The organism is Streptomyces bluensis, from assembly GCF_014650715.1.
GTDB lineage: Bacteria > Actinomycetota > Actinomycetes > Streptomycetales > Streptomycetaceae > Streptomyces > Streptomyces bluensis.
This window is the reverse complement of sequence record NZ_BMVM01000009.1, coordinates 104,153-128,886: the sequence shown is the minus strand read 5'-3', so window position 1 is coordinate 128,886 and position 24,734 is coordinate 104,153. Positions and strand designations below refer to the sequence as shown.

The 24,734-nt window shown below is 71.4% G+C and carries 21 protein-coding genes and 1 pseudogene; 14 read left to right on the top strand and 8 right to left on the bottom strand.

Annotated elements, in window-relative coordinates; translation table 11 throughout:
* Positions 1–407: 407 nt before the first annotated feature.
* Positions 408–1,295: a septum formation family protein gene (locus tag IE262_RS22495; RefSeq protein ID WP_189876007.1), complete on the bottom strand. Its 888-nt coding sequence runs from the start codon at positions 1,293–1,295 to the stop codon at positions 408–410.
* Between the two features lie 129 nt (positions 1,296–1,424).
* Between IE262_RS22495 and IE262_RS22490 the strand changes: the two are divergent.
* Together IE262_RS22490 and IE262_RS40555 are read left to right on the top strand one after the other, a co-directional pair.
* Positions 1,425–1,921: pseudogene (locus IE262_RS22490) on the top strand (YciI family protein).
* 70 nt (positions 1,922–1,991) lie between these two features.
* On the top strand, positions 1,992–2,519 hold the full coding sequence (locus IE262_RS40555; RefSeq protein ID WP_373305108.1) for a hypothetical protein: 528 nt from the start codon (positions 1,992–1,994) through the stop codon (positions 2,517–2,519).
* Between the two features lie 48 nt (positions 2,520–2,567).
* Here IE262_RS40555 and IE262_RS22485 read toward each other — a convergent pair whose 3' ends face one another.
* Positions 2,568–2,789, bottom strand: a complete 222-nt coding sequence (locus tag IE262_RS22485) for a DUF397 domain-containing protein (protein WP_189876005.1) — start codon at positions 2,787–2,789, stop codon at positions 2,568–2,570.
* On the bottom strand, positions 2,782–3,576 hold the full coding sequence (locus IE262_RS22480; RefSeq protein WP_189876003.1) for a helix-turn-helix domain-containing protein: 795 nt from the start codon (positions 3,574–3,576) through the stop codon (positions 2,782–2,784). The genes IE262_RS22485 and IE262_RS22480 overlap by 8 nt, the downstream gene beginning before the upstream one ends.
* 138 nt (positions 3,577–3,714) lie before the next feature.
* On the opposite strand from IE262_RS22480, the gene IE262_RS22475 reads away from it, so the two are divergent.
* Both IE262_RS22475 and IE262_RS22470 read left to right on the top strand, forming a co-directional pair.
* Complete coding sequence (locus IE262_RS22475) at positions 3,715–3,948, top strand: hypothetical protein (RefSeq protein WP_134035881.1); 234 nt, start codon at positions 3,715–3,717, stop codon at positions 3,946–3,948.
* The gene (locus IE262_RS22470) at positions 3,945–4,283 is read left to right on the top strand and encodes a hypothetical protein (protein WP_229877395.1); all 339 of its coding nucleotides are present in this window, start codon (positions 3,945–3,947) and stop codon (positions 4,281–4,283) included. The genes IE262_RS22475 and IE262_RS22470 overlap by 4 nt, the downstream gene beginning before the upstream one ends.
* A gap of 118 nt (positions 4,284–4,401) precedes the next feature.
* Here the strand turns inward: IE262_RS22470 and IE262_RS22465 are convergent, their stop codons facing one another.
* Complete coding sequence (locus IE262_RS22465) at positions 4,402–5,100, bottom strand: glycoside hydrolase domain-containing protein (RefSeq protein ID WP_189876235.1); 699 nt, start codon at positions 5,098–5,100, stop codon at positions 4,402–4,404.
* A 421-nt stretch (positions 5,101–5,521) separates the two neighbouring features.
* On the opposite strand from IE262_RS22465, the gene IE262_RS22460 reads away from it, so the two are divergent.
* The 10 genes from IE262_RS22460 (at position 5,522) to IE262_RS22415 (ending at position 18,351) form a co-directional block, all read left to right on the top strand.
* Positions 5,522–6,082: an RNA polymerase sigma factor gene (locus IE262_RS22460; RefSeq protein ID WP_189876001.1), complete on the top strand. Its 561-nt coding sequence runs from the start codon at positions 5,522–5,524 to the stop codon at positions 6,080–6,082.
* Positions 6,079–6,987: a zf-HC2 domain-containing protein gene (locus IE262_RS22455; RefSeq protein WP_229877394.1), complete on the top strand. Its 909-nt coding sequence runs from the start codon at positions 6,079–6,081 to the stop codon at positions 6,985–6,987. The genes IE262_RS22460 and IE262_RS22455 overlap by 4 nt, the downstream gene beginning before the upstream one ends.
* Complete coding sequence (locus IE262_RS22450; RefSeq protein WP_189875999.1) at positions 6,984–7,817, top strand: ABC transporter ATP-binding protein; 834 nt, start codon at positions 6,984–6,986, stop codon at positions 7,815–7,817. Before IE262_RS22455 ends, IE262_RS22450 begins: the two co-directional genes overlap by 4 nt.
* On the top strand, positions 7,814–9,211 hold the full coding sequence (locus tag IE262_RS22445) for a hypothetical protein (protein WP_189875997.1): 1,398 nt from the start codon (positions 7,814–7,816) through the stop codon (positions 9,209–9,211). Before IE262_RS22450 ends, IE262_RS22445 begins: the two co-directional genes overlap by 4 nt.
* Complete coding sequence (locus tag IE262_RS22440) at positions 9,208–9,783, top strand: hypothetical protein (protein WP_189875995.1); 576 nt, start codon at positions 9,208–9,210, stop codon at positions 9,781–9,783. Before IE262_RS22445 ends, IE262_RS22440 begins: the two co-directional genes overlap by 4 nt.
* A gap of 155 nt (positions 9,784–9,938) precedes the next feature.
* Complete coding sequence (locus IE262_RS22435) at positions 9,939–10,871, top strand: serine hydrolase (RefSeq protein ID WP_189875993.1); 933 nt, start codon at positions 9,939–9,941, stop codon at positions 10,869–10,871.
* 71 nt (positions 10,872–10,942) lie between these two features.
* Positions 10,943–11,995: an esterase-like activity of phytase family protein gene (locus IE262_RS22430; RefSeq protein WP_189875992.1), complete on the top strand. Its 1,053-nt coding sequence runs from the start codon at positions 10,943–10,945 to the stop codon at positions 11,993–11,995.
* Positions 11,996–12,377: 382 nt separating this feature from the next.
* On the top strand, positions 12,378–16,223 hold the full coding sequence (locus IE262_RS22425; protein ID WP_189875990.1) for an ABC transporter ATP-binding protein: 3,846 nt from the start codon (positions 12,378–12,380) through the stop codon (positions 16,221–16,223).
* A 157-nt stretch (positions 16,224–16,380) separates the two neighbouring features.
* The gene (locus tag IE262_RS22420) at positions 16,381–16,737 is read left to right on the top strand and encodes a hypothetical protein (protein ID WP_134042962.1); all 357 of its coding nucleotides are present in this window, start codon (positions 16,381–16,383) and stop codon (positions 16,735–16,737) included.
* A 156-nt stretch (positions 16,738–16,893) separates the two neighbouring features.
* A complete protein-coding gene (locus IE262_RS22415) occupies positions 16,894–18,351 on the top strand; it encodes a S28 family serine protease (protein WP_189875988.1) in 1,458 nt (485 codons plus the stop codon).
* A 70-nt stretch (positions 18,352–18,421) separates the two neighbouring features.
* On the opposite strand, the gene IE262_RS22410 is transcribed toward IE262_RS22415, so the two are convergent.
* The 4 genes from IE262_RS22410 to IE262_RS22395 all read right to left on the bottom strand — a co-directional run bounded on the left by IE262_RS22410 (position 18,422) and on the right by IE262_RS22395 (position 24,723).
* Positions 18,422–20,740, bottom strand: a complete 2,319-nt coding sequence (locus IE262_RS22410) for a protein kinase domain-containing protein (protein ID WP_189875985.1) — start codon at positions 20,738–20,740, stop codon at positions 18,422–18,424.
* 152 nt (positions 20,741–20,892) lie between these two features.
* Positions 20,893–21,474 (bottom strand): hypothetical protein, encoded by a 582-nt coding sequence (locus IE262_RS22405; RefSeq protein ID WP_189876232.1) that lies wholly within the window; start codon positions 21,472–21,474, stop codon positions 20,893–20,895.
* A gap of 214 nt (positions 21,475–21,688) precedes the next feature.
* Positions 21,689–23,530: a glycoside hydrolase family 3 protein gene (locus IE262_RS22400; protein ID WP_189875983.1), complete on the bottom strand. Its 1,842-nt coding sequence runs from the start codon at positions 23,528–23,530 to the stop codon at positions 21,689–21,691.
* A gap of 281 nt (positions 23,531–23,811) precedes the next feature.
* The gene (locus IE262_RS22395) at positions 23,812–24,723 is read right to left on the bottom strand and encodes a LysR family transcriptional regulator (RefSeq protein ID WP_189875981.1); all 912 of its coding nucleotides are present in this window, start codon (positions 24,721–24,723) and stop codon (positions 23,812–23,814) included.
* Positions 24,724–24,734 lie beyond the last annotated feature (11 nt).

Below are 24,734 nucleotides of genomic sequence, written 5' to 3'. Positions count from 1 at the left end.
GTTGAATGAGCGGCCGACGGACAGGAGGGTGACATGTGCATGTAGTCGGTTGGGTGAAGGATGGGGGGCGGTTGTGTGTCGGAATCCGGTGGGTCGGGCACAGCTGGACGAATGTGAACTTCTCGCTGTGTGCGGTGAGTTGTGCCGCGCGGCCCTGCGTGCCGAACGCGGGGCCGCGCAGCGGGACGCCGATACACGCGCAGGGGCTCCTCGTTGCCGTCCGAGGCGCGATGACGTCGCGTAGTGCAGCGCGGAGGTGAACCCGAGCACAGCCTGCGTCACCGCAAGGGTGACCAGCTCGGCGTCGGCGAGGGAGCCCAAGTCTGGCGTCAGAACCGCCCTTTGGTCTCCCTCACCTCATGCGCGCAGCCGATCCCCCGGAATCGATCATCTGGTCCGATGGAGCGTCAGCCCGCCCAGACCTCGGCCTCGTCGGCCGGGACGGTGGTGGCCAGGCCCAGTTCCTTGCGGGCGGCGACCGACTTGCTCGGGTCGATGCCGGTGAACGCCGGGTCGTAGGCGATGTAGAACGCGTCGGCGTCGGCGGCGTTCGCGGCCTTCTTCCAGTTCCCCGACGCCTTCGTCAGCGTCGCGCGGAGCTTGCCGACCTCCGTGCCCTCGATGCCGTCCAGGCCCTTGACGTGTGCGTCGAGGGCGGCCGCGACGGCCTTGGCCTGCGTCTTGTAGCCGGCGAGGTCGTCCTCGACAGTGTCCTTCTCCGGCTGGTTCGCCCACAGAGCCTCGTAGACCGCGTTCGAGCCCTTGAGGTACGTGTTCTGCTCGGGCTTGAGGGACTTCGCGGTGTCCAGCGAGCCGCTGAACGTGCCCTTCTCCGCGGTGTAGGTGCAGCTCACCGCGCGGTCACCCGTCGCCCAGCTTTCCTTGGTCGGGGTGTAGTAGAAGAGGGCGACGCCCTTGGGCAGCGCCCAGGTGTCCGGGGCGTACTTCTGCGCCTCGACCGGACAGCGGTTGTCCGCGATCGTCGAGACCCCGTCGTCGCCGGGGTACTCCTTGCCCTTGTCGATCGCGAACTCGCCGACGACCTGGCCCTCGTGCGCTTCGTCGCAGGGCACGATCTCGACGGCGTACGCCGTCCCCTCGGCCTTGCCGTTCGGGTTGTAGCAGTCGCCGATGTCCAGCGAGAACACCGAACGCTGGCGAGCCGCCTTCTTCGCGCCGTCCTTGGCGCTGTCGACGGCATCGGAGACGTCCGAGCATCCCACCGCGCCGATCGCGAGGAGGGCGGCAACGGCGGATATGCCGCGAAGAGAACGATACTGGGCGCGGACCATCATGACGTGTACATCCTCTTATGTGATCTTTATGAGGTTCGGGCGCATCGTATGCCATTCCTGCGGCCCGGTTGCGCGAGGACCCTCACCTCATCGCGGCATCTCTGACTCGCGACAGGCCGTGAGGGTTGCATCCGGGCTGCTCGCAGTCCGTCGGACGAGCCGCAGCCCGCACCGCGCACGGACCGGCTGGGCTCCCTCGCCTTACGCGAGGAGTCACTGGAGGAGCACTGGTCCTACATGGACCGGTACGCGAAGGAGCTGATCGCTCGCGGCCGGACCTTCGCCGATGATGGTGAAACGCCCACTGGAAGCGTGCACATCGTCGATCTGCCCGATCCCGCCGCTGCCCGCGCGTTCGCCTTCGACGAGCCCACCTACCAGGCCGGTGCGTACCGGGACGTGCTGCTGCGCCGGTGGCGCAACGTGCTGGGGCGCACCATGTGGGATTGTCCCGGTGACCGGAGCGGTGGCAACCGGTACCTGGTGCTCGGCCTCGGCGAGGGGCAGGCCGCCGACCTCGCCCTGCCGCCCGACCAGGACGAGCTGATCGCGTACGGGCCGCCCTGACTCCGGAGCGGTACGCGGACATCGAGGTCCACGACTGGGAGTTCGGCGGGCGTCGATGAACCACGGAGGCACCAGGCCGATGCCATCTCCGGAGCGCATTGACCTTGGACAGGAGCGGTGACGGTGGCGATGCGGGCGGTTCCATTGGTGGGCGGGCCCGTGGAGTTACGAGGTGCGCTGGACCTGGAGACCACACCGTCAGGGGTGATGCCGCGCCGGTTGCCCGCGTGGACCAAGGAGCAGTACCAGGACCCGTCGGTCTACGGAGTGACCGTGATGCCTTCGGGGGTGCGGCTGGTGTTCCGCACCGATGCGCGCGCTTTGGAGGAGCTGGTGGTGGACGGTGCCCTGGCCGGGCGTCGGCAGGCGCCGGTGGGCAACGTGCTGCGGATGGCGGGCCCCGGGGCCGTGCAGCGACTCATCCCGGGCAAGCCTGGGCCCCGCTGCTGGATCCCTATGGTGAGCTGTCCGGCCCTTGAGCAGGTTCCCGGCCCGACCGCGACCGGACCGGACGGGAGGATCGCCGCTCTGGGAGATCCGGCCGAGTTGCTGCCCATGCCTTCGCGACCGACGGTCCCTTCCGCCCCAGACCCACGCTTGGAAGGTAGGACCAGCTCAGCGCGCCACAGTCGGGATCACCCGGCGCCCCTTGGGTGACCCCTGGACTCGGTGCGTCCTGGGGTCGCCGTCGTCGGCCGTGGACGCTCAGGAGGGGAACTCGCCGCGCCTGACCGCTGTGACGAACGAGGACCAGCCGGGCGCCGAGAAGAGCAGGGCGGGCCCGTGGGGGTTCTTGGAGTCGCGGACGGGGACGCCGGAGGGGTGGTTGTCGAGGACTTCGAGGCAGCTCCCGGCGTCGTCGTTGCTGTGGGAGGACTTCCGCCAGCCGCTCAGCGTGGCCGCGTTCGGGATGGTTCGGTCAGTCATGGTGCCCGTACTCCTTCGCAGTGGCCCTGAGCAGGGCCAGGGACTCCTTCAGTGGCAGGGCGTCGCTCAGCGCGAGATCGTAGCGACTCTGCATCTCGCGGACCACGGGTGGGGAGTCGTGCAGCTTCCCCATCCGGTCGCCCTCACCGTATGCCAGAGGCGGCTGGTCCTCGAACCACATCAGCGTGAGCATGCTCGACATGAGCGGGTAATGGCCCGTACTGAACGGCATCACATGGACGCGGATGCGTCCGGTCTCGGCGAGGCGAACCACGTGCGTGATCTGCTCCGCCATGACGTCCGCGCTGCCCATGGGGCGCCGCAGTACCGCCTCGTCCAGCAGCGCCCACACCACAGGCGTCACCGGATCTTCGAGAATCTTCGCGCGTTCAAGGCGTGTTACGACGAGCCTGTCACACTCCTCCTCGCTCACCGGAGGGAACGCCGAGCCCAGCACCGCACGTGCATACCTTTTCGTCTGGAGGATGCCCGGGACGAACGCCGGGGCGTACTCGCAGATCATCACCGCCTGTTGTTCGAGTACGCGCACCGCCTCGAAGTAGTCGGCGGTCGCCACGTCGTTCTGCGGCAGGAAACTGCTCAGCACGTTCCCCGTGCCCAGCGCCCTGTCCAGCCGCCGCGCGTCCTCCTTCGAAGGCACCCGGCGCCCCGCCTCGATATGGGCGATGTGCGAGCGCGTCATGATCGCCGTGTCGGCCAGTTGCTGCTGCGTCAGCCCCGCCGTCTCGCGCTGTTCCTTGAGCCAGTCGCCGTAGATGCTGCCCACCGTGTCAACTCCCTCGTGACCAGTGCTTCGTCACCTGCTACCCCCTGGCGAGCCTAGCCCGGCAAGTCCCACCGTGTAACCGGACAGCTACACAAAGCGACACCCTCGTCGCCTGCACGGATACACGGAGTTGACCACGTGAGTCACCGCACCGCCCGTCTCCTGGAGCCGCTGCTGCGGCGCCTGCTTCCCGGACGCGGGCGCCGCCGCCTCCCCGCCGCCCGAGTGGCCCGGCGCCCCAGGGCTCGGCATGCCGCGCGTCCCACCACCCGGGGCGTCGGCTCCCGCCTCCTGCGCGGCGAGGACAACGCCCTGGTACGCCCCTACCTCGTCGCCCACGAGCTGAGCCACGGACTGGAGGTGGCGGGGTGACGTACGACATCGAAGGCAGGGGCGAGGCGCGGCTGTTGCCCTGGGTGGGGCCGGAGGGCAAGCGCTGTTACGTGGTGACGGACGGCGTCGGATACGTCTCCCGGGTGGCCGACACCGTCGAGAGGCTCCAGCTCGGCATGGCCGACGGCCTCCTCGACCACGCGGCCGAGATGCTGGCCGACCATCGGGCGACCTCCGCGCAACTCCGGTTCCTGCTCGCCCGGATGGCCGAGTCACTGGCCGACGTGCGCCGGATCGCCGAAAGCCGCGGCGCCCGTCTCCCCGTACCCGTCCACCGCGATCCCGATGTGGCGAGCTTCGAGACATCAGGTTGAAGATCAAGCCAGAAGAAACGCCCGCTCCCCGCGGCCCGCGTCGAATCGGGCAAGCGTGCGTGGTCGACCCGACCGTGACTCAAGGAGGGTCATGGCCGGGCCGATCATTCAGTACCTGCTATCCGGTGATGGCGACGGGGGCGTCCCAGGCGTTGCGGTCGACGGTGATGGTGTGGCCGCCGCGGGTCTCCTTGCTGTTGACCATGTACTGGTGGGCGCGGCTGTGGTCGGTGTACAGCTTGGGGTCCCAGGGCCAGCCGGCGGTGGTGGTGTTCTTGTTGTTCCACAGCGCGTACCAGAGGTTGCCGGGGAGGTCGGTCCGGTTGGTGGCGGTGGCGATGGCCTTGGCGCTGGAGCTGCTGAAGCCGTAGAGCCCGGCGCGGTACGTATTGGCCCGCAGGGTCTTGGTGAAGGAGCGCACATACGTCAGGGTGGCGTCGTTGCACGCCTTGTTCGTGATGTCGTACGACTCCATGTTGAGGTAGACGGGGCTGCCGGGCTTCATGCCCAGGGCGGTCGCCTTGGCGACGGCGTCCTTGGCGTTGCTCGCCCCGAGGGAAGCAGCTGTGGAGGCGGTGAACCTCTCCGGGTTCCTGCTGGTCTGGCAGGGCGGCTGGGCGCCGACATAGAGCGGGATCAGCTTCCAGCCGGCAGCGCTGACGGACTTCACCCAGGACGCGGTGAGGTTGGGCTGGGCGCAGCCACGGTTCTTGCCCCCGATGTAGACGGCGGCGGCTCCGTAGAAGCCGGTCTTCCAGGCCTTCATTGCCGCGAGGGAAGGGGCCGTGCAGGTGTCGAACGCCCGGCCCCACCCCATTCGGATCGCGGCTCGCGGCCGCACTGTTGCATCGGCGCAGGCCGGCGAGCGCGGTGTCACACCATGGGGTGTGGCTACAGCCCTCGACGTCTTCCCTCTACCGGCGCGGTCCAGCTTCGGCAGCCAGAGCGCTCCGCACCTTATCCAAGATTTACATGCTGGTTGTGGCCGAGGGCGTCCATGTGCTGCCAACTGCCGCACGGCGGTGCCACCACCGCGCAGGGGAGGCCCCAGCCCGCCGTTTCGAGAGGTCACATAGTGGCCTGTGGCGACGGTGGCGACTGCGTGACCGGCGATGGCCGCTGTCGCTGTGACCAGGAAGCCCGGGCCGAACGGCGTCCAGGCGGGGCTGTCTGTCCCGCGTGTGACGCAGGTCACGCTGTGCAGAAAACCTGGCGCGCGGGCCCCGCGTCTTGCGGGTGTGAGATCACTCAGGAAGGCACCGGGTGAGCTGGACGAGGAGGGTCTCGTCCGGCTGGTGGCCAAGGGCGACCGTGCGGCGTTCGAGGAGCTGTACCGGCGCACCGCGCCGTGGATGGCCGTGCGGCTGAGGCGCCGTTGCGCCGACGAGCAGATCGTCGCCGAGGTCATGCAGGAGACGTATCTGGCGGTATGGCGCGCGGCGGGCGCGTTCGCCGGGTCCGCGGCCGGAGGGACCGCCGTCGGCTGGCTGTGGACGATCGCGGCGCGCCGCCTCGTCGACGCGTTCCGGCGCAGGGCCCACCACGCGGAACCGCCGCTCGCGGCCGCCTCGCAGCCCATGGTCCCCGCCGCCGAGGAGGAAGCGCTCGCGGCGACCGTCGGCGGTGACGTCGGGGACGCGCTGCGGCGCCTCGCGCCGGAGCTCCGGCAGGTACTGCAGGCCATGGTGCTCGACGGACTGTCCGTCCGGGAGACGGCGGTCCTGCTCGGGCTGCCCGAGGGCACGGTCAAGACCCGTGCCCGCCGGGCCCGGATCGCGATGCGGAAGGCACTGGCATGAGCGGGGAACACGCGTCGAGTGGGGAACACGCGTCGATGCGGATGATCGACGGTTACGCGCGCGGCGACACGGACATGGCCACCGACGAGGTGTGGGCCCTGGAGGCCCATCTGGAGGGGTGCCGGGTGTGCCGTGACCGGCTGTCGGCAGCCGTCATGGCGCAGGCGACCGCCGCCGCGGCGCAGGCCTCCGGCGTCGCGGTGCGGGGGCCGGACGACACCGGGTGGGGGCCGGACGTCACGGCGCTCGTCGACACCGTGTGGTCCGGACTGGAACCGCAGTTGGCCGCCATCGTCCCGACGCCGCGCCGACGGCGCTGGACGGCGCGGCTGTCGAGGTGGCTGACGCCCACGGTGGTGCCGTGGCTGGCCATGGTCGCGAGCGTGACGCTGCTCGCGCTCCTGCTCGACCTGGTCGACACCGGCTACCCCGGCTCCGGCGAGGTGTCGCTGGTGCTGCTGCTCGCCCCGGTCCTGCCCGTGCTCGGCGTCGCGGCGTCGTGGTCGCGCGGCCTCGACCCGGCGTACGAGCTGACGGCCTCGGCGCCCAGAGCCGGGCTGTACCTGGTGCTGCGGCGCACCGCGTCCGTGCTCGTCGTGGTCGTACCCGTGCTCTCCGTGAGTGGCTGGGCGACGGGGGTGACGGCCGCGCAGTGGCTGCTGCCCTGCCTGGCCTTCACCTCGGCGACCCTGGCGCTCGGCGGTGTCGTCGGCGTGCACCGTGCAGCCGTCGCGCTGGTGACCGTGTGGGCCGGCGTGATCGTGGCGCCGACCCTGGCCACGAGCCGTACGACCTTCGCCCTGCAGACGGACGGTCTGCCCGCGTGGGGGCTGATCCTCGCGCTCGGCATCGGTGTCGTGATCGCCCGCAGGGGCGCCTACTCCGTGCTGGGAGCCCATCGATGACCATCGGAAAGGACCATCACATGATGCCCGCGTTCAGCGCGGCCGACATCGCACCGACGCCCTACGCCTGGGAGATCCGGGCCGCCGGGCTGAAGGTCAGAGCCGGCAGGAAACGGATGGCGGTCGACGGGCTCGACCTCTCGCTGGGCACCGGCGTGCACGGCCTGCTCGGACCCAACGGGGCGGGCAAGACCACCCTCATCCGGGCGCTGGCCACCGTACTGCGCCCCGCCGAGGGCACCCTTGAGCTGCTCGGCGAGTCCGTGGGCGGCCGGGGCGAGCACCGTGCGCTGCGCCGCCGGATCGGCTATCTGCCGCAGGAGTTCGGCTACTACAAGCGCTTCACGGTGCGCGAGTTCGTCGAGTACATGGCGTGGCTGAAGGAGGTGCCCAAGGCGGACATCCCGGCGGCGGTGCAGCGCGCCGTGGAGCGGGTGGGACTGGCGGACCGCGCCGACGAGCGGATGAAGGCCCTGTCGGGCGGCATGGTGCGGCGGGTCGGCATCGCCCAGGCCATCGTCAACGACCCGACGATCCTGCTGCTGGACGAGCCGACGGTCGGCCTGGACCCGGCGCAGCGGCTGCGCTTCCGCGAACTGCTGCTGGAACTGGGCACGGACACCTGCGTGGTGGTCTCGACCCATCTGGTGGAGGACGTCGCCGCCGCCTGCACCGACGTGGTGCTCTTCGCCGAGGGCCGGCTGGTCTTCCAGGGCACCCCGGACGAACTGGCCGCGGCGGGCGGCCCCGAGCACGTGGGCGACAGCCCGCTGGAGCGCGGCTACTCGGCGCTGCTGAAGGGGCCCGAGCAGGGAAGGGGCACCTGGTGAACGGCCGTGTTCTGCGCATCGAGTTGAGGCGTTCCGTCGCCCCGTGGGCCGGCATTGTGGTCCTGACGACCGCGCTGGCGTTCCTGTACCTGGTGAGCACCGCGTGGTGGAGGGGCACCACGGCGTGGACGGCCCAGTGGACGTCCCTGGCCCTGTGGACCCGCGCCCTGCTGTTCTACCTGTGGCCGCTCGCCGTGGGGCTCGGCGCGTTGCAGGGCCTGCGCGACCACCGCTCGACGATGCCCGAGCTGCTGACGACCACACCGCGGCCCGCCTGGCACCGCGCCGCCACGCTGGCGGGCACCACGGCGATCACCCTGGCCTCGGCCTTCGCGCTCGTCGTCCTCATCGGCGGGGTCCAGGTGCTCGCCCACACCGAGTACACGCACCTCGGGTGGCTGCCGATCTCGCTGGTGGGGGCACTCTTCCTGGTCGCGGGCGCCGTGCTGGGCATGGGTGTGGGGCGGGCCCTGCCGTCCGCGCTCACCCCGCCCGTGCTGACCATGGTCGCCTTCGTGTTCACGGCCCTCATGAACTCGACGCTGGGCCGGACGCGGACGACCACGGCGGAGGGGGTCGACATCACGGAGCCGAACCGGGTCTCCCTGCTGTCACCGGCGGTGGACGAGGTGCGCAACGTGCTCCTCACGTTCTCCGCCTCCGTGCACCTCGGGCAGACGATCTGGCTGCTCGGCCTGGCCGCGACCGGCTTCGCGCTGCTGGTCGCCGCGACCCCGCGCGCCCGGCTGGCCGCCCTGACGCCCGTCCTGGCGGGCGCGCCGCTCGCCCTGCTCGTCCTCCCCTCCGAGCCGAGCCGGATGTACGTCGTCGACAAGGCCGCCGCGGAGCTGGTGTGCGACGGCCCGGTGTGCGTGACCAGGACGCACCAGGACCGACTCGCCGAACTGGCGGGTCCCGGTAAGGAGGCGCTGCGCCTGCTGCACGGCGCCCTGGGCGGCCGGGCGCCGGTCTCGGTCCGGGAGAACACCGCCGTACCGCCGGACGGCGCCACGCCGCGGTGGTCCCGTAAGACGGTGCTCCTCGACTTCGACGACGACCTCATCGCCGCCGCGAAGGGCGAGGAACTGACCCGGGCCCTGATCGCCAAGGGCATGGTGCCGGGGTGCTCCCCCGTCGGCTGGAGCGGCACGGGGGGAGACCTGTACGCGCAGACCGTCGCGGCAGGCTGGGTCCTCGGGGACCTCAGGCAGCTTCCCGGCACAGTGGCGGCAATTTCGCGCCGCGAGGTCGACACCGAGACCCGCCCGGTGTGGAAGGAACTCAAGGCGCTCGGGCGGACCGAGCAGCTCTCGCGGATCAACGCGATGCGCGCCGCCGCACTCTCCTGCGAGGGCGAGCCCTTCGACGCGCTGAAGGGCGGTGCGTCCCGGTGAGATGGCTGACGCTGTACGCGCGCTCGCGTCAGGTCCCCGCGTCGCTCGCCGCGGTGCTGATCAGCACGGTGGCGGTGTGGGCACTCGCCCGGGACGGCGGCGGGGGGCCCGGTGATCCGCGACCGCCCGTGCTCGTCCTCGCCACCGGGGCGATGGCCGCCTCGATCGGCCTCAGCGGGCAGGACCTCGCGCTGGACCGGACGGCCGCGATCCGCTGGGTGCCCCGCAGAGCGGCGCACGTGCTGCTCGCCGGCGCGGTCGTCGCCGCGATGCTGCTCGCCGTGCAGACCATGGGCGAGTCCATGGCCACCACCGCGTTCATCGTCCGGGACAGCGCGGGCCTGATGGGACTGGCCGCCCTGGGCGCGGCGCTCCTGGGCGGTCAGTACGCGTGGACGCTGCCGTTCGCCTGGCTCTCGTTCTCGTTCTTCGCCCCGCCCCCGACGAGTGTGCCGACGCAGGTGGCGGCCTGGATGCTGCTGCCGCCCGGCACGGCGGCGGGCACCTGGACGGCCGTGGTCCTCGTGGTCGCCGGCACCGCGGTGTACGCCGTCGCGGGGCCGCGACGGTAGGCCCGAGACGGTAGGCCCGAGACGGTAGCGGCTTGGCGAGCAGAGCAGGTCCCGGTGACCAAACGCACGTACAACTCCCGGCCATCCCCGCGAGTCGAAGGAGGCGAGTGCGCCGACAGCGCGCTCGCCTCGCTTCTAGGGGATGGGAAGCCTCCATGACGTACCGGGCAACGAGACGTGCACGTGTGATCGCCGGGGCCCTCGGCGCCGGACTGCTTCTGCCGTGCGTGGCCGCCGCGACACCGGCAGCGGCTGCCACGCCGCAGGTCAGCTGTACGTCCGGACGGGCGGGCCTGGCCGCGAAGTTGCAGAAGGACATCACCGCGGCCCTCGCGAACCGCAAGGGGACCATAGCCGTCGGGCTCTACGACCGGGCCACGAACACCACCTGCACCCTGCGCGGCAGTACGGCCTTCGACTCGGCCAGCGTCGTCAAGGTGACCGTGCTCGCCACGCTGCTCTGGGACGCGAAGAAGCACAACCGTTACCTCACCCAGCGTGAGGCGGATCTCTCCAAGGCCATGATCACCAAGTCGGACAACGCGGCCACCAGCACCCTGTGGCGGCAGCTCGGGATGACGAAGATCAAGGGCTTCCTGGCCGCCGCCGGCATGACGCAGACCAAGCCGGGCACGAACGGCTACTGGGGGCTGACCCAGATCACCGTCCAGGACGAGCAGAAGTTGCTCAAGCTCGTCACCGCGAAGAACTCCGTGCTGAGTGACAACTCCCGTGCGTACATCCTGAAGCTGATGGGCCAGGTCATCTCCTCGCAGCGCTGGGGTACACCGGCCGGGGCGCCCTCCACCGTCTCCGTGCACGTCAAGAACGGCTGGCTGTCCCGTGCCACGCACGGCTGGCGCGTGCACAGCATCGGCACCTTCAACGGCGGCGGACACGACTACATGATCTCCGTGCTCACGCACGGCAACAGCACCATGACCTACGGCGTGACCACCATCCAGGGCATAGCGAAGGCCATCCACAAGGACCTCGTACCGGTCACCGGCAGCGCGGGCGCCCAGCGGTACGTCCCGACGAACCAGCCCAGCGAGGCCTCCGTGCCCGTGCCGCCGGCGGGCGGTTGAAATCTCCCGAAACCCCCAGCATTCACGGGGAGTCCACCCGGCAGCACGCCACCCGTTCTACCGTGACGGGCATGCGCTCCAGAAGCCTCAGAACCCGCCTCGCGACCGTCACCGCCGCGCTGGCGGCAGCCACCACGCTCGGTACCGCCGGACCCGCCCACGCCCACGCCACCGTCAACGCGTCACCGTCACACGCCTGTTCGCCCGCCGTCTCCATCGACGGCTTCTCCGACGCGCTCGACAAGACGACGTACGAGGGCACCTTCGTCGGCAACTTCTCGGCCCTCGCCGTGAACCGGGACGGTTCCCTCGCCGCGGTCTCCGACCGCTCCGCCCTCTTCACCCTGGATGCCCGCACCCTGCGCCCGACGGGCGTCGTCCCGCTCGCCGACGACAAGGGCGCGGAGCTCGACTCCGAGGGCCTGGTCGTCGACCGGGACGGCACGCTGCTCGTCAGTTCCGAGAAGGAGCCGTCGGTACGCCGGTACGACCGCGAGGGCCGCCTGCTGGGCGGGAGCCTGCCCGTACCGGAGGCGCTCCGGGTCGCTCCGGCCGGGCGGGCCGTCACCAACGGCACCTTCGAGGGCCTGACCCTCCTGCCCGGCGGGCGCACCCTGCTCGCCTCCATGGAGTACGCCCTCTCCGGCGACAGCGCCGGGATCGTCCGCTTCCAGACCTGGGACCGGGGCCGCGGCCAGGACTTCCGGCTCTCGGACCAGTACGGCTACCGCGCCGACAGCGGCCTGGGCGTCGTGGAGACCGCCGCCCTTCCCGACGGGCGGCTGCTGGTCCTGGAGCGCGGCTTCACCTCCGGCGTCGGCAACACCGTCCGCCTCTACCTCGCGGACCCGCGGCACGCCACGGACACCAGCGGGGTCGAGAACCTCACGGGCCAGGCGGACGTACGGCTGGTGAAGAAGACCCTCCTCACCGACCTCGTGACCTGCCCCACACTCGGAGCGACCGCCAAGCAGCCCCAGCCGAACCCGCTGCTCGACAACATCGAGGGCATGACGATCACCGGTTATGGCTCCGGCGGCCTGCGCGTCCTCCTGGTCAGCGACGACAACCAGAACCCGGCCCAGACGACCCGCTTCTACCGACTGAACGTCCGCCTGCCGTAACGGCGGAGTTCTCGCCCCCGCCGCCCCTACCCGTCCCATCCTGTCCCTGGGGGCTGCCGCCCCCAGACCCCCGCTGTCGGCCTGAACGGCCTCGTCCTCAAACGCCGGACGGGCTGACGTTCAGCCCCTCCGGCGTTTGAGGAGCGGGGGTCCGGGGGCCGGCCCCCGAAACGGGGTCCGGGGCGGAGCCCCGAAGCCCTGGGGGTCCAGGGGGCGTAGCCCCCTTGGCGGGGTCGAAGGGGCGGAGCCCCTGGGGAGGGGACGGGTAGGGGCGGCGGGGGCGACGAAACCCCCGCGCCGCCCCGCAGGTTCATTGCAGCGGCATTGCAGCGGAATGAAACCCGCACCCTCCCGCGTTGGTGCCTCCGGCACATCAGCACAGATGGGAGGCGCCGCCGTGGCAGCGGAGCAGGGGGAGACGGGGGAGACAGGGGAGATACAGGGCTGGGCGCGGAGACTCGCCGGGTACGCCTGGCGGTACCCCAAGGACGTCGTCCTCGCCCTCGGTTCCTCCCTGGCGGGCATGGCCCTCATGGCCGTCGTCCCCCTGATCACCAAGGTGATCATCGATGACGTCGTCACGAACCACACCCGGAGCATGGCCCCCTGGGCCGGCGCGCTGATCGGGTCCGCCGTCCTCGTCTACGTCCTGACCTACATCCGCCGCTACTACGGCGGACGTCTCGCCCTCGACGTCCAGCACGACCTGCGGACCGACATGTACGAGACGATCACGCGGCTCGACGGGCGCCGTCAGGACGAGCTGTCCACCGGCCAGGTCGTCGGGAGGGCCACCAGCGACCTCCAGCTGATCCAGGGCCTGCTCTTCATGCTGCCGATGACCCTCGGCAACGTCATGCTCTTCCTGATCTCCCTCGTGATCATGGCCTGGCTGTCGCTGCCCCTCACCCTGGTCGCGATAGCCGTCGCCCCCGCCCTCTGGTGGATCGCCAAGCGCAGCCGCACCCGGCTGCACCCGGCCACCTGGTACGCGCAGGCCCAGGCCGCCGCCGTCGCGGGCGTCGTCGACGGTGCCGTCAGCGGTGTCCGCGTGGTCAAGGGCTTCGGACAGGAGGAGCAGGAGACCGGGAAGCTCAGGGAGGTCGGCCGCAAGCTGTTCGCGGGGCGGCTGCGCACCATCCGGTTCAACTCCCGGTACACCCCGGCGCTCCAGGCCGTCCCCGCCCTCGGGCAGGTCGCCATGCTGGCGCTCGGCGGCTGGCTCGCGGTGCGCGGGCACATCACGCTCGGCACGTTCGTCGCCTTCTCCAGCTACCTCGCCCAGCTCGTCGGCCCCGTCCGCATGCTCGCCATGGTCCTGACCGTCGGTCAGCAGGCACGGGCGGGCACCGAGCGCGTGCTGGAGCTGATCGACACCGAGCCGACCCTCAGGGACGGCACGAAGACGCTTCCCGCCGACGCCCCCGCGACCGTCGAGTTCGACGACGTGTCGTTCGCGTACGGGGACGTTCACCGGGACGCCTCCGCGGGCTCGGACAAGGCCCCCGTCCTCGACGGCCTCAGCTTCGAGATACGCCCCGGCGAGACCCTCGCCGTCGTCGGCTCCTCCGGCTCCGGCAAGTCCACGCTCTCGATGCTCCTGCCGCGCTTCTACGACGTCACGCACGGCGCCGTCCTCATCGGCGGCCACGACGTCCGGGAACTCACCCTCGACTCCCTGCGCGCCGCCATCGGGCTCGTCCCCGAGGACTCCTTCCTCTTCTCGGCCACCGTCCGCGACAACATCGCCTACGGCCGCCCCGACGCCACCCAGGAGCAGATCGAGACCGCCGCCCGCGCCGCCCAGGCGCACGGGTTCATCACCGCACTGCCCGAGGGATACGACACCAAGGTCGGCGAGCACGGCCTGACCCTCTCCGGCGGCCAGCGCCAGCGCGTCGCCCTCGCCCGTGCCATCCTCACCGACCCGCGCCTCCTCGTCCTCGACGACGCGACCTCCGCCGTGGACGCCCGCGTCGAGCACGAGATACACGAGGCGCTCCGGCAGGTCATGGAGGGCCGTACGGCCCTCCCGTCGCCCGACCACCACCCCTCATCGAGCGCTACCGCGCGCACCACCTTGTTGATCGCCCACCGCCGCTCCACCCTCAACCTCGCCGACCGCATCGCCGTCCTCGACCACGGCCGCCTCGCCGACCTCGGCACCCACGAGGAACTCCAGGAGCGGTCCGCCCTCTACCGTTCGCTGCTCACCGACCCGGACGAACTGGGCGGAGTCTCACCCGGCCACGTCAATCCGGCGTCCCTGACGGAAGACACCCTCACCGCGGACACCTCCGTACGGGACGAACTGGACGCCGAGTTCGACGCCGAGCGCGGCATCACCCCCAGGCTGTGGACCGGCGACCGGGAGCCCAGGGACCCCGCCCTCGACGGGACGCCGGCCACCCCCGAACTCCTCGCCCAGGTCGAGGCGCTGCCCCCGGCCACCGACACCCCGGGCATCGACGAGGCGCGGGCGGTCACGCCGGAGGAGTCGTACGGCCTGCGGCGGCTGCTGCGGGGCTTCGGGGTCCCCCTGCTCATCAGCCTCGGGCTCGTCGCCGTCGACGCCGGCATGGGACTGCTCCTCCCCGTCCTGATCCGGCACGGCATCGACAACGGCGTCTCCGAACTGGCCCTCGGCGGAGTGTGGGCGGCCTCCGTGCTGGCGCTGCTCGCCGTACTCGCCCAGTGGGCGGCGCAGATCGGCGAGACGCGGATGACCGGACGGACCGGTGAGCGCGTCCTGTACTCGCTCCGGCTGAAGATCTTCGCCCAGCTCCAGCGGCTCGGACTCGACTACTACGAGCGGGAGCTGACCGGCCGGATCATGACGAGGATGACGACGGACGTCGACGCCCTCTCCACCTTCCTCCAGACGGGCCTGGTCACCGCGTTCGTCTCGGTCGTCACGTTCTTCGGCATCATGGTCGCGCTGCTCGTGATCGACGTGCAGCTGGCGCTGGTCGTCTTCACCACGCTGCCGCCGCTGATCATCAGCACGTTCTTCTTCCGCCGGGCGAGCGTGAAGGCGTACGAACTCGCCCGCGAACGCGTGGCGCTGGTCAACGCCGACCTCCAGGAGTCGGTGTCCGGGCTGCGGATCGTGCAGGCGTTCCGGCGCGAGCGGGACGGCGGCGAGCGCTTCGCGGCCGGCAGCGACAGCTACCGCACGGCGCGCGTCCGCGGCCAGTGGCTGATATCCGTGTACTTCCCGTTCGTGCAGCTGCTGTCGTCGGTGGCCGCGGCCGCCGTACTGGTCGTGGGCGCGCAGCGGGTGGACTCCGCGACGCTGACGACGGGCGCGCTGGTCGCGTACCTGCTCTACATCGACCTGTTCTTCGCGCCCGTGCAGCAGCTCTCCCAGGTCTTCGACGGCTACCAGCAGGCCACGGTGTCGCTGGGCCGCATCCAGGAACTGCTCCGCGAACCCACCTCGACGAAGGCGGCGAAGGAGCCGCTGGAGGTGCTGTCCCTGCGCGGGGACATCGTCTTCGAGGACGTCCACTTCGCGTACGGCGACGACGAGGAAGCCCTCGGAGGGGTCGCGTTGACGATCCCCGCCGGGCAGACGGTCGCCTTCGTCGGGGAGACGGGCGCGGGCAAGTCGACCCTGGTGAAGCTCGTCGCGCGCTTCTACGACCCCACGAGCGGGCGCGTGCTCGTGGACGGCACCGATCTGCGGCACCTGGACATCACGTCGTACCGGCACCGGCTGGGCGTCGTCCCGCAGGAGGCGTACCTCTTCCAGGGCACCGTCCGTGACGCCATCGCCTACGGCCGCCCCGACGCCACCGACGCCGAGGTGGAGGCCGCGGCCCGGGCCGTCGGCGCGCACGACATGATCGCCACGCTGGAGGGCGGCTACCTCCACGAGGTCGCCGAACGCGGCCGCAATCTCTCCGCCGGACAGCGCCAGCTGATCGCGCTGGCCCGCGCCGAACTCGTCGACCCTGACATCCTGCTCCTCGACGAGGCCACCGCCGCCCTCGACCTGGCCACCGAGGCCCAGGTCAACCAGGCCACGGACCGTCTCGCGGGCCGCCGCACCACGCTCGTGGTCGCCCACCGGCTCACGACCGCCGCCCGCGCGGACCGCGTCGTGGTGATGGACCACGGCCGCGTGACCGAGGACGGCACCCACGACGAGCTGCTCCGACTGGGCGGCCGGTACGCGCAGTTGTGGCGCACCTTCGTGGGGGAGCCGGTCAGCGCGCCGAGCTGACACCTCGCCAGTGGACGTGCAACCATCCGGCATACGTCGCGCGTCCGTACACCAGTACGTCACACCAGTACGTCTGGCAGTACGTCTTCTGCGCGGGGAGGGATGTCATCCGGTGAGCGGTGGAGCGACGGGGACGCACGGTGCGGTACGCCGCCGGATGGCGCTCGTACTGGCCCTGCTGGCCGCGTCCGGGCTGCTCGTGGTGGCCGGGCCGGGCAGCGCCGAGGCGGCGTCCTGTGCGGGACGCAAGGTCCGTACGCTGCCCTTCTCCACCGGCCGCGTGGACGTCTACAAGCGCGGCGGTTACGTCTGTGCGGTGACCGTCGCCAAGAAGCGGGGCGCCGCCAAGTGGATGTCGGTCAGCGTGCAGGCTCGCGGGAGCCGGCCGGTGCGGCGGGAGGGCAAGCGGGAGGAGCGCATCGGGACGGGCGCCGTGCATGCCGGGCGACGGTGTGTGTGGGTGAAGGGGGCGGTGAGCAGGGGCAGTACGAGCTCGGGGTGGATCCTCTGCTGACGGGGGCTGTGCCCCTTTGAGGCATCCCCCCGTCCGCCCGCACAGGGTTTTCCCTAAGCTCCCCTCCTGACTGGCCAGTTGGCGCCCTCCTCCCCTGGTGCCGGCACCGGTCGCTCGACTAGGTTCCGGCGCACGATGAGTCACAGGGGAGATTCCATGCGCAAGGCGCTCAGATGGATGCTGGCGCTCGTGGTGCTCATAGGCACGGTGAGCACGGCAGGGGCGGCGACCGCCGCCCAGCCGGACGACACGGGAACCGGCACCAGTGCCACCACCGACATCAAGGACCAGCTCCTCGCGATCCCGGGCATGAGCCTGATCGAGGAGAAGCCGTACCCCGGCTACCGCTTCTTCGTCCTCAACTACACCCAGCCGATCGACCACCGGCGTCCGTCCAAGGGCACGTTCCAGCAGCGGATCACCGTGCTGCACAAGGACACCAGCCGCCCGACGGTCTTCTACACCGGCGGCTACAACGTCTCCACGAACCCCGGCCGCCGCGAACCCACCCAGATCGTGGACGGCAACCAGGTCTCCATGGAGTACCGTTTCTTCACCCCGTCCCGCCCCGCCGCCCCGGCCGACTGGTCCAAGCTCGACATCTGGCAGGCGGCCAGCGACCAGCACCGCATCTTCACCGCGCTGAAGAAGATCTACTCGAAGAAGTGGATCTCCACCGGCGGCTCCAAGGGCGGCATGACCGCCACCTACTACGAGCGGTTCTACCCGCGTGACATGGACGGCGTCGTCGCCTACGTCGCCCCGAACGACGTGGTGAACAAGGAGGACTCGGCCTACGACCGGTTCTTCGCCACCGTCGGCACCAAGGAGTGCCGCGACCGCCTGAACGCCGTGCAGCGCGAGGCACTCGTGCGCCGTGAAGCGCTGGAGAAGAAGTACGCGGAGTACGCCGCCGCCGAGGGCTTCACCTTCGACACGATCGGCGGCCTGGACAAGGCGTACGAGGCCGTCGTGCTCGACTACGTGTGGGGCTTCTGGCAGTACAGCCTGCTCGCGGACTGCGACAGCGACGTCATCCCGAAGGACGCCAAGACCGCGACCGACGACGAGATCTGGACGTCCATTGACACGATCGGCGGCTTCTCCTCGTACACCGACCAGGGCCTGGAGCCGTACACGCCGTACTACTACCAGGCGGGTACGCAGCTGGGTGCGCCGACCATCGAGTTCCCGCACATCGAGAAGAAGTACATCCGCTACGGCTACCAGCCGCCGCGGAACTTCGTGCCGCGCGAGATCCCGATGACGTTCCAGCCGTCCGCCATGCGTGACGTGGACACCTGGGTCCGCCACAACGCCACCCGCATGCTCTTCGTGTACGGCGAGAACGACCCGTGGGGCGCCGAGCCGTTCCGCCTCGGCAAGGGCGCGCGTGACAGTTACGTCTTCACGGCGCCCGGCCGCAACCACGGCGCGAACGTGGCCGGTCTGGTGGCCGACGAGAAGGCCCTGGCGACGGCCCGCATCCTGGAGTGGGCGGGCGTGGCCTCCGCCGCGGTCCAGGCGGACCCGGACGCGGCGAAGCCGCTGGCCAGGTACGACGCCAAGCTGGACAAGCGTGACATAGAGCGGGAGATGACGCTCAGGCCGTAATCGGCCGCAGCCGCCCGGTGAACGCTGGGTGAGCCCCGGTACCGCCGTGATCGTGACGCGGTACCGGGGCTCACTTCTGCCCGGTGTCCTCCGTGTCGAGCGTGTCCAGACTCACCCAGCCCGCCTTCGACGACGGGGCGTAGATGATCCCGCCCGCCACCATCGGCTCCGTGTCCAGGCCCAGCTCCATACCGCTGTCGTCCTCGATGTCCGGCACGCTGTGCTGGTAGAGGAGCTTGCCCGTGCGCGCCGCGTAGACGGCGACTCCCCGGAGGTTGGCGACGTACACGCGGTCGCCGGCCTGCACGGGGGGCGCGTCGGCCGGGCCCCTGCCGGGCAGGGACCTGCGCCACAGCTCGGTCCGCGCGACCGGATCGACGGCGACCAGTTCGCCGCCCGTCTCGGTGGGCGCCACGAACAGCACCCGGCGCGGGGTGACCGACAGTTCGGGCGCCCCGACCTGACCGTTGCCCAGCATCGCGTCGACCGGCGTGCGGACGCCCCTGGCGCCCTCCGCCAGCTCCTGACGCAGGATGGCGCTCTTCGTACCCGTCGCGTCCGTCATGGCGCAGTACAGCCGCGTGGTGCCGTCCTCGTCGAGCAGCGCCTCGCTGCCGGCGTCGCACGACGCGGACAGGCCGAACGCGGCGACGCGCGACCCGTTGGCGGTGCTGAACACCGTGACGAAGTCCTCGCCGACCGAGTCGGGGGAGGCGCTCGCGAAGACGTAGAGCCGGTCGCCCACGACCCGCAGCGCGGGCGGATGCCCGGACCCGCCCTCGGCGGACACACGGGCCGTCACCGTCCACCTGCTCCTGCCCGACGCCGCGTCGACGGCGTGCACCCGCCCCTCGTGATCCACCGCGTACACCCGCTGCCCGTCGCCGATGAGCCGCTGGGTGAGCGTCGGCGTCGTGTAGCGCCACTTCACCGCGCCGTCGGTGAGCGACAGACCCACGATCCGGTCACCGATGTCGACGATCGCGGTGTCACCGACGACGACGGGGGTGTTCTGGCCGTACGCCGACGCCTTGTCGGTCCGCCACAGCTCCTTGCCGGTCGCGGCGTCGATCCGGACGGTCCGGTCGCCGACGCACACCAGGGACGCGTCGGCGTACACGCAGTCGCTGTTCTGGAGGTTGTACTGCCACTGCCGCCAGCCCTGCGGCCGGCGCTCCGGGCTGTCGCGGTACGTGAACGTGAAGCCGCCCGACCCCGACTGCGTGCTCATGTAGCCCGCCGAGCCCTCCGGCTGCGCGACGGTGTGCGCGCTCCCGCCGGGTGCCGTGCCGGGACCCGCGGGGCCGCGGTCCTCGCCGCCGTCGAGCGCGTACATCAGCCCGCCCGTCAGGAAGGCCGCGACGACCGCGGACGCCACCGAGAGGACGAGGCGCCGGCGCCGCCGGGGCGGGGGAGTGGGTGCGGAACCCGCGCCCGCGGTGGTCGGCTCCGCCGGAAGGCCGGGTGCGCCGGGTGCGCGGGGTGCGGGCGCGCGGAGCACCACGGTGTCCGGCGAGTCGAGGACGGCCGGCCCTGACGTGCTCTGCAGCAGGGCGAGCAGCTCGTCCGCGTCCGGCCGCTCGGTCTGCTCCTTGGCCAGACAGCGCTCGACCACCGGCAGCAGCCAGTCGGGCACGCCGTCCAGGTCGGGCGGCTCGTGGACCAGTTGGTACGCCACCGCGTACACGTCCGTGGCGTCGAACGGCACATGGCCGCTCGCCGCGTACGTCAGCACCGAGCCCAGCGAGAAGATGTCGCTCGGCGGCCCGACGTCCTTCTGGGCGCGGATCTGCTCGGGCGACATGAACGGCGGGGTACCCACCGTGATCCCGGTACCCGTGGGCATGTCGGCGTCGGCGGCGCGCACGATGCCGAAGTCGATGACGCGGGGGCCGTCGTCGGCGAGCAGGACGTTGGCCGGTTTGAGGTCGCGGTGCACTATTCCGGCGCGGTGGATGTCCCGCAGCGCCTCGGCGAGGCCCGTGGCCAGGCGGTACAGCTCCTCGGCGGCCAGCAGGGGTCCCCGCTTGATGCGCTGGTCCAGCGGCTGTCCCGGGACGAAGAGGGTCGCCATCCAGGGCGGGTCGGCGTCCGGGTCGGCGTCCACGACCGGTGCGGTGAAGGCGCCGCTGACCCGGCGGGCGGCGGTGACCTCGCGCCGGAACCGCTGCCGGAAGTCGGGCCGGTGGACGAGGTCGGTGCGGATCACCTTGACGGCGACCTGGCGGCCCGAGGGCGACGTACCGAGATAGACGCGGCCCATGCCGCCGGAGCCGAGAAGCGAGTCGAGACGGTACCCGGGGATCTCCGGCAGTTCGCCCTTGCCCGGACCGTCCTGAGCGCCCTTGGTGTCCTTGGCGTCCTTGGTGTCCTTGGCGTCCTGGGCCATCGTCCCCCCATCCTCGGACTGCGATCGCCGGACTTTCATCGCCGGACTTTCATCGTCGTACTGCCGTCGCCGTACGGTCGGCAAGCGGATGATATCGATCCCGAGTGCCGCTCCCGGAGCCCGGAGACCCTCGTACGCCGGGAGCTGAGGGCTCAGACGGGCCGGGCGCAGCCCACCGGGTCGTCGCCGCCGAGCTGGACGTAGAGGGCCGTGGACGCGGGGCAGTCGCCGCGTTCGCCGACGGCCGAGGTGACCTCGTACTCGGGTTCGTTCTCGCCCTTGCCGTCGCAGGACGTCTCGCGGACCTCACCCTCACCGGTGCTGTAGACGCAGTCGCCGACGATGGTGCGGGGCCCGCCACCGCCGCCCGGGTCGCCCGGATGCGGCGGCGTGAGCTTCCGCATACAGGCGTAGCCCTCGTGGTCCTGTCGGGCCTCGCTGACGTGGAGGACGAAGTCCGTGGTCGCGGGGCAGGCCGGGCCCTCGGACACGGTGCCCGCGTACCGGGCCACCACCCGGGCCGCGGCCCGCTCGCCGGTGCAGGGCACCTCCGTGAAACGTGTCGTGCCGAAGGAACTGCACTCGTCGACCCCGAGGAACACCGCCCCGAACCCCGACGAGCGTGCCGACGACGCGGCCGAGGCGGGAGCCCCGCCCCCGGACCCGCCCGCCCCCGACCATTGCCGGCACCCGCTGAGCACCGCCGTCGCCACCAACACGGCCACCGCGGTCATCGCAGCCATCGCCACCGCGGCACCCCGCGAAGCGGACCGCACGCGCAGGCGGAGACCCCCGCCACCCCCGCCCCGCACGACCATGAATCCGTCCCCCCGACGCACCCCCGACGCACCCCGCCGTCCAGCGTGACCCGCCGGGAAGGGGTCACGCCAGACGAACGGGGCGCTTTGCGAACTCTTGGGGGCGTTAGGCCCGTTCTGTGACGTAGGTCTAGTACGTCAGCCCGTGCCCGACCGGGTACAGCACCTGCGCCGGGTCGTCCGCGTGCTGCACCGGCACCGGCAGCCGCCCGCGCGGCGCCACGCGCCCGGCCACCACCCGCGCCGCCGCCCGCAGCTCGACGTCCGTCCACGAGTACGACGCCAAGCAGGCACCCACGCCGGGGAGGTGGGCGACGTCGTACGGATTGCGCATCGCGAGGGCGACGACGGGTACACCGGTGGCGGCGAGCGCGTCGACGAGGGTCCTCTGCGCGTCGGCCGCCGTCACGTTGTACGTCCCCACGACCACCGCGTCCTTGCCCTGTGCCGCCGCCACCGCCCTGTCGATGGTCGCCTGCGAGGGCGCCGTGCCGGTGGACAACGCCGTGGCGGTGAAGCCCAGTTCGGTGAGGGCGGTGGCGAGGACGGTGGTCGGCGGCCCCGTGGTGCCGGAAGGGGAGGCCGGGTCCGCGCCCACGACGAGCACGTTCCGGTGGGTACGGCGCGACAGCGGCAGCAGCCGCTGCCTGTTGACCAGCAGCGTGGTCGTCCGCTCGGCGATGCGGTCGGCGGTCGCGAGATGGGCGTCGCTGCCCACGACCCGGTCGACCTCGTCCTGGCTGACGTACGGCTTCTTGAAGAGCCCGAGCTTCGCCTTGAGCCGCAGCACGCGCAGAATCGATTCGTCGAGGCGGGCCTCGGTGAGCTCGCCGCTTCGTACGGCGTTCAGGACCGCGTTCCAGGCGATGTCCAGCGAGGGCGGGTTGAGGAGCTGGTCGACACCGGCCTTGAGCGCGAGCACGGGCACCCGGTCGTCGCCGTACTTGGTCCGCACTCCCTGCATGCCCAGCGAGTCGGTGACGACCACGCCGTCGTAACCGAGCTCCTCGCGCAGGATGCCGGTGAGGATCGGGCGGGACAGGGTGGCCGGGTCCCCGGACGGGTCGAGGGCCGGGACCATGATGTGCGCGGTCATGACGGCGTCGATGCCGGCGCGGATCGCGGCCCTGAACGGCGGGGCGTCGAGCCGGGTCCACTGCTCCCGGGTGTGCTTGATCTCGGGGAAGCCGTAGTGGCTGTCGGTCTCGGTGTCGCCGTGCCCCGGGAAGTGCTTGGCCGTGGCGGCCACGCCGGAGCGCTGGTACCCGCCGACCTGCGCGGCGACCATCCCGGCCACGGCCCCGGGGTCGGCTCCGAAGGAACGGACACCGATGACCGGGTTGGCCGGGTTGACGTTCACGTCGGCGACGGGTGCGAAGTCCTGCCGGATGCCGAGGGCGCGCAGCTCGGCGCCGCCGATGCGGGCGGCCGTGCGGGCATCGGAGCGGGAGCCGCCCGCGCCGAGGGCCATCGCGCCGGGGAAGAGCGTGGCGGGCTTGCCCACGCGCGCCACGATCCCGTGCTCCTGGTCGGTGGAGATGAGCACGGGCAGTCCCCGGGGCAGACCGAGGGAGGCGCGCTGGATGCCGTTCGACAGATCGGCGATCTGCCGGGGGTTCCGGGTGTTGTGCGCCCAGGCGAAGTAGATGATCCCGCCGACGCGGTACCTGGCGATCAGCTCGGCGGCCGTCCGTACGCCGATCTCCTTGAGGTTGGCGTCGATGTCGGCCTGGTCCGGCGTGGTCGCCGAGTGCCCGTACACCCGCATCACGAAGAGCTGGCCGACCTTCTCCTCCAGCGTCATACGGGAGATGAGGGCGCGGAGTTCTTTGTCGTCCGCACCCGCTTGCGTCCCTGCCGCGTCGGCGGACGTGGCGTCCAGGGCCAGGGTGGCGGTGACACCTGCGGTCGCGGCGAGGACGGTGCGTCTGGAGGGGCGGCTGGAGGTGCTTCCTGTGCTGGAGTCGCGCATGGGCGCTCCTTCCCTCATGAAGGAAACTTCCGAGGAGTCACGAATAACCGGGAAGTTTCTTCCGGTCAAGGGACCGCACCGAACCTGGTGAGGGGCCGTCACGGGCGCTGTGCGGGTGTGTGCGGAGCCCGCGGTGCGTTGCGGCGGCGGGTGCGCCCGCGCTCTTAAGGGGCGCGGGGCTGTGCTGAATATGCGGCTCCGCCGCGTGGGCGCGACCAGCCACGACGAACCCGCAGCCGACCACCGACAAGAACCCGGCAGACGAGACTTACCGACCAACTTCAGTCACGGACCATCACCTTGGGCCAGTGCCCCTGAAGCGTCCGCACCGTTTCCGCTATCGCCGGACGGCGAGACGCCCCCGTACGCCACAGGGCGTACAGACGACGCACCGGCATGGGATCGAGCGCCACCTCGACAACCCCCGCGGGCAGCGGCCCACGCCCCAGGCGGGGAATCAGCGCGACCCCGAGCCCCGCCGCGACGAGGGCGACGAGCGTCGGGTTCTCCTCGGCCTGGTGGACGATGTCGGGCTCGCACCCGGCCGCCCGGAGCGTACGGACCAGCCAGTCGTGACAGACCCGCCCCGGCGGCTGGCAGATCCAGCGCTCACCCTTGAGATCCGTACGGCGCACGGAGCGGCGCGCGGCGAAGGGGTGCCCGGAGGGGACCAGCAGGTCGCACAGATCCTCACCGATCACCGCCTGCTCCACGCCCTCAGGGGCCGGCAGCGGCGCGATGTCCCAGTCGTGGGCGACCGCCATGTCGACCGCGCCCTTGGCCACCAGGTCCACGGACAGGTGCGGCTCCACCTCCGTGAGGCGCGCGTCGAGCGCCGGATGGCGCACCGCCAGGTCGGCGAGCACGCCCGGCATCAGCCCCCGCGCCGCGCTCGCGAACGCCGCCACCGTCAGCCGCCCCGCCGGCACCCCGCGACGCTCCTCCAGTTCGGTCTCCGCCCGCTCGACGATCGTGAGCAACTCCCCTGCCGTGGCGACGAGATGCTGCGCCTGCTCGGTGAGCCGGACACCGCGGCCCTGGCGCTCCAGCAGCACGGTCCGCGTCTCCCGCTCCAGTTTCGCTATCTGCTGGGACACGGCGGAGGGCGTGTAACCGAGGGCGGCGGCCGCGGCGCCGACCGTGCCGTGGACGGAGACGGCGTGAAGGGCGCGCAGGCGCTGGAGGTCGAGCATGCGTGCATCTT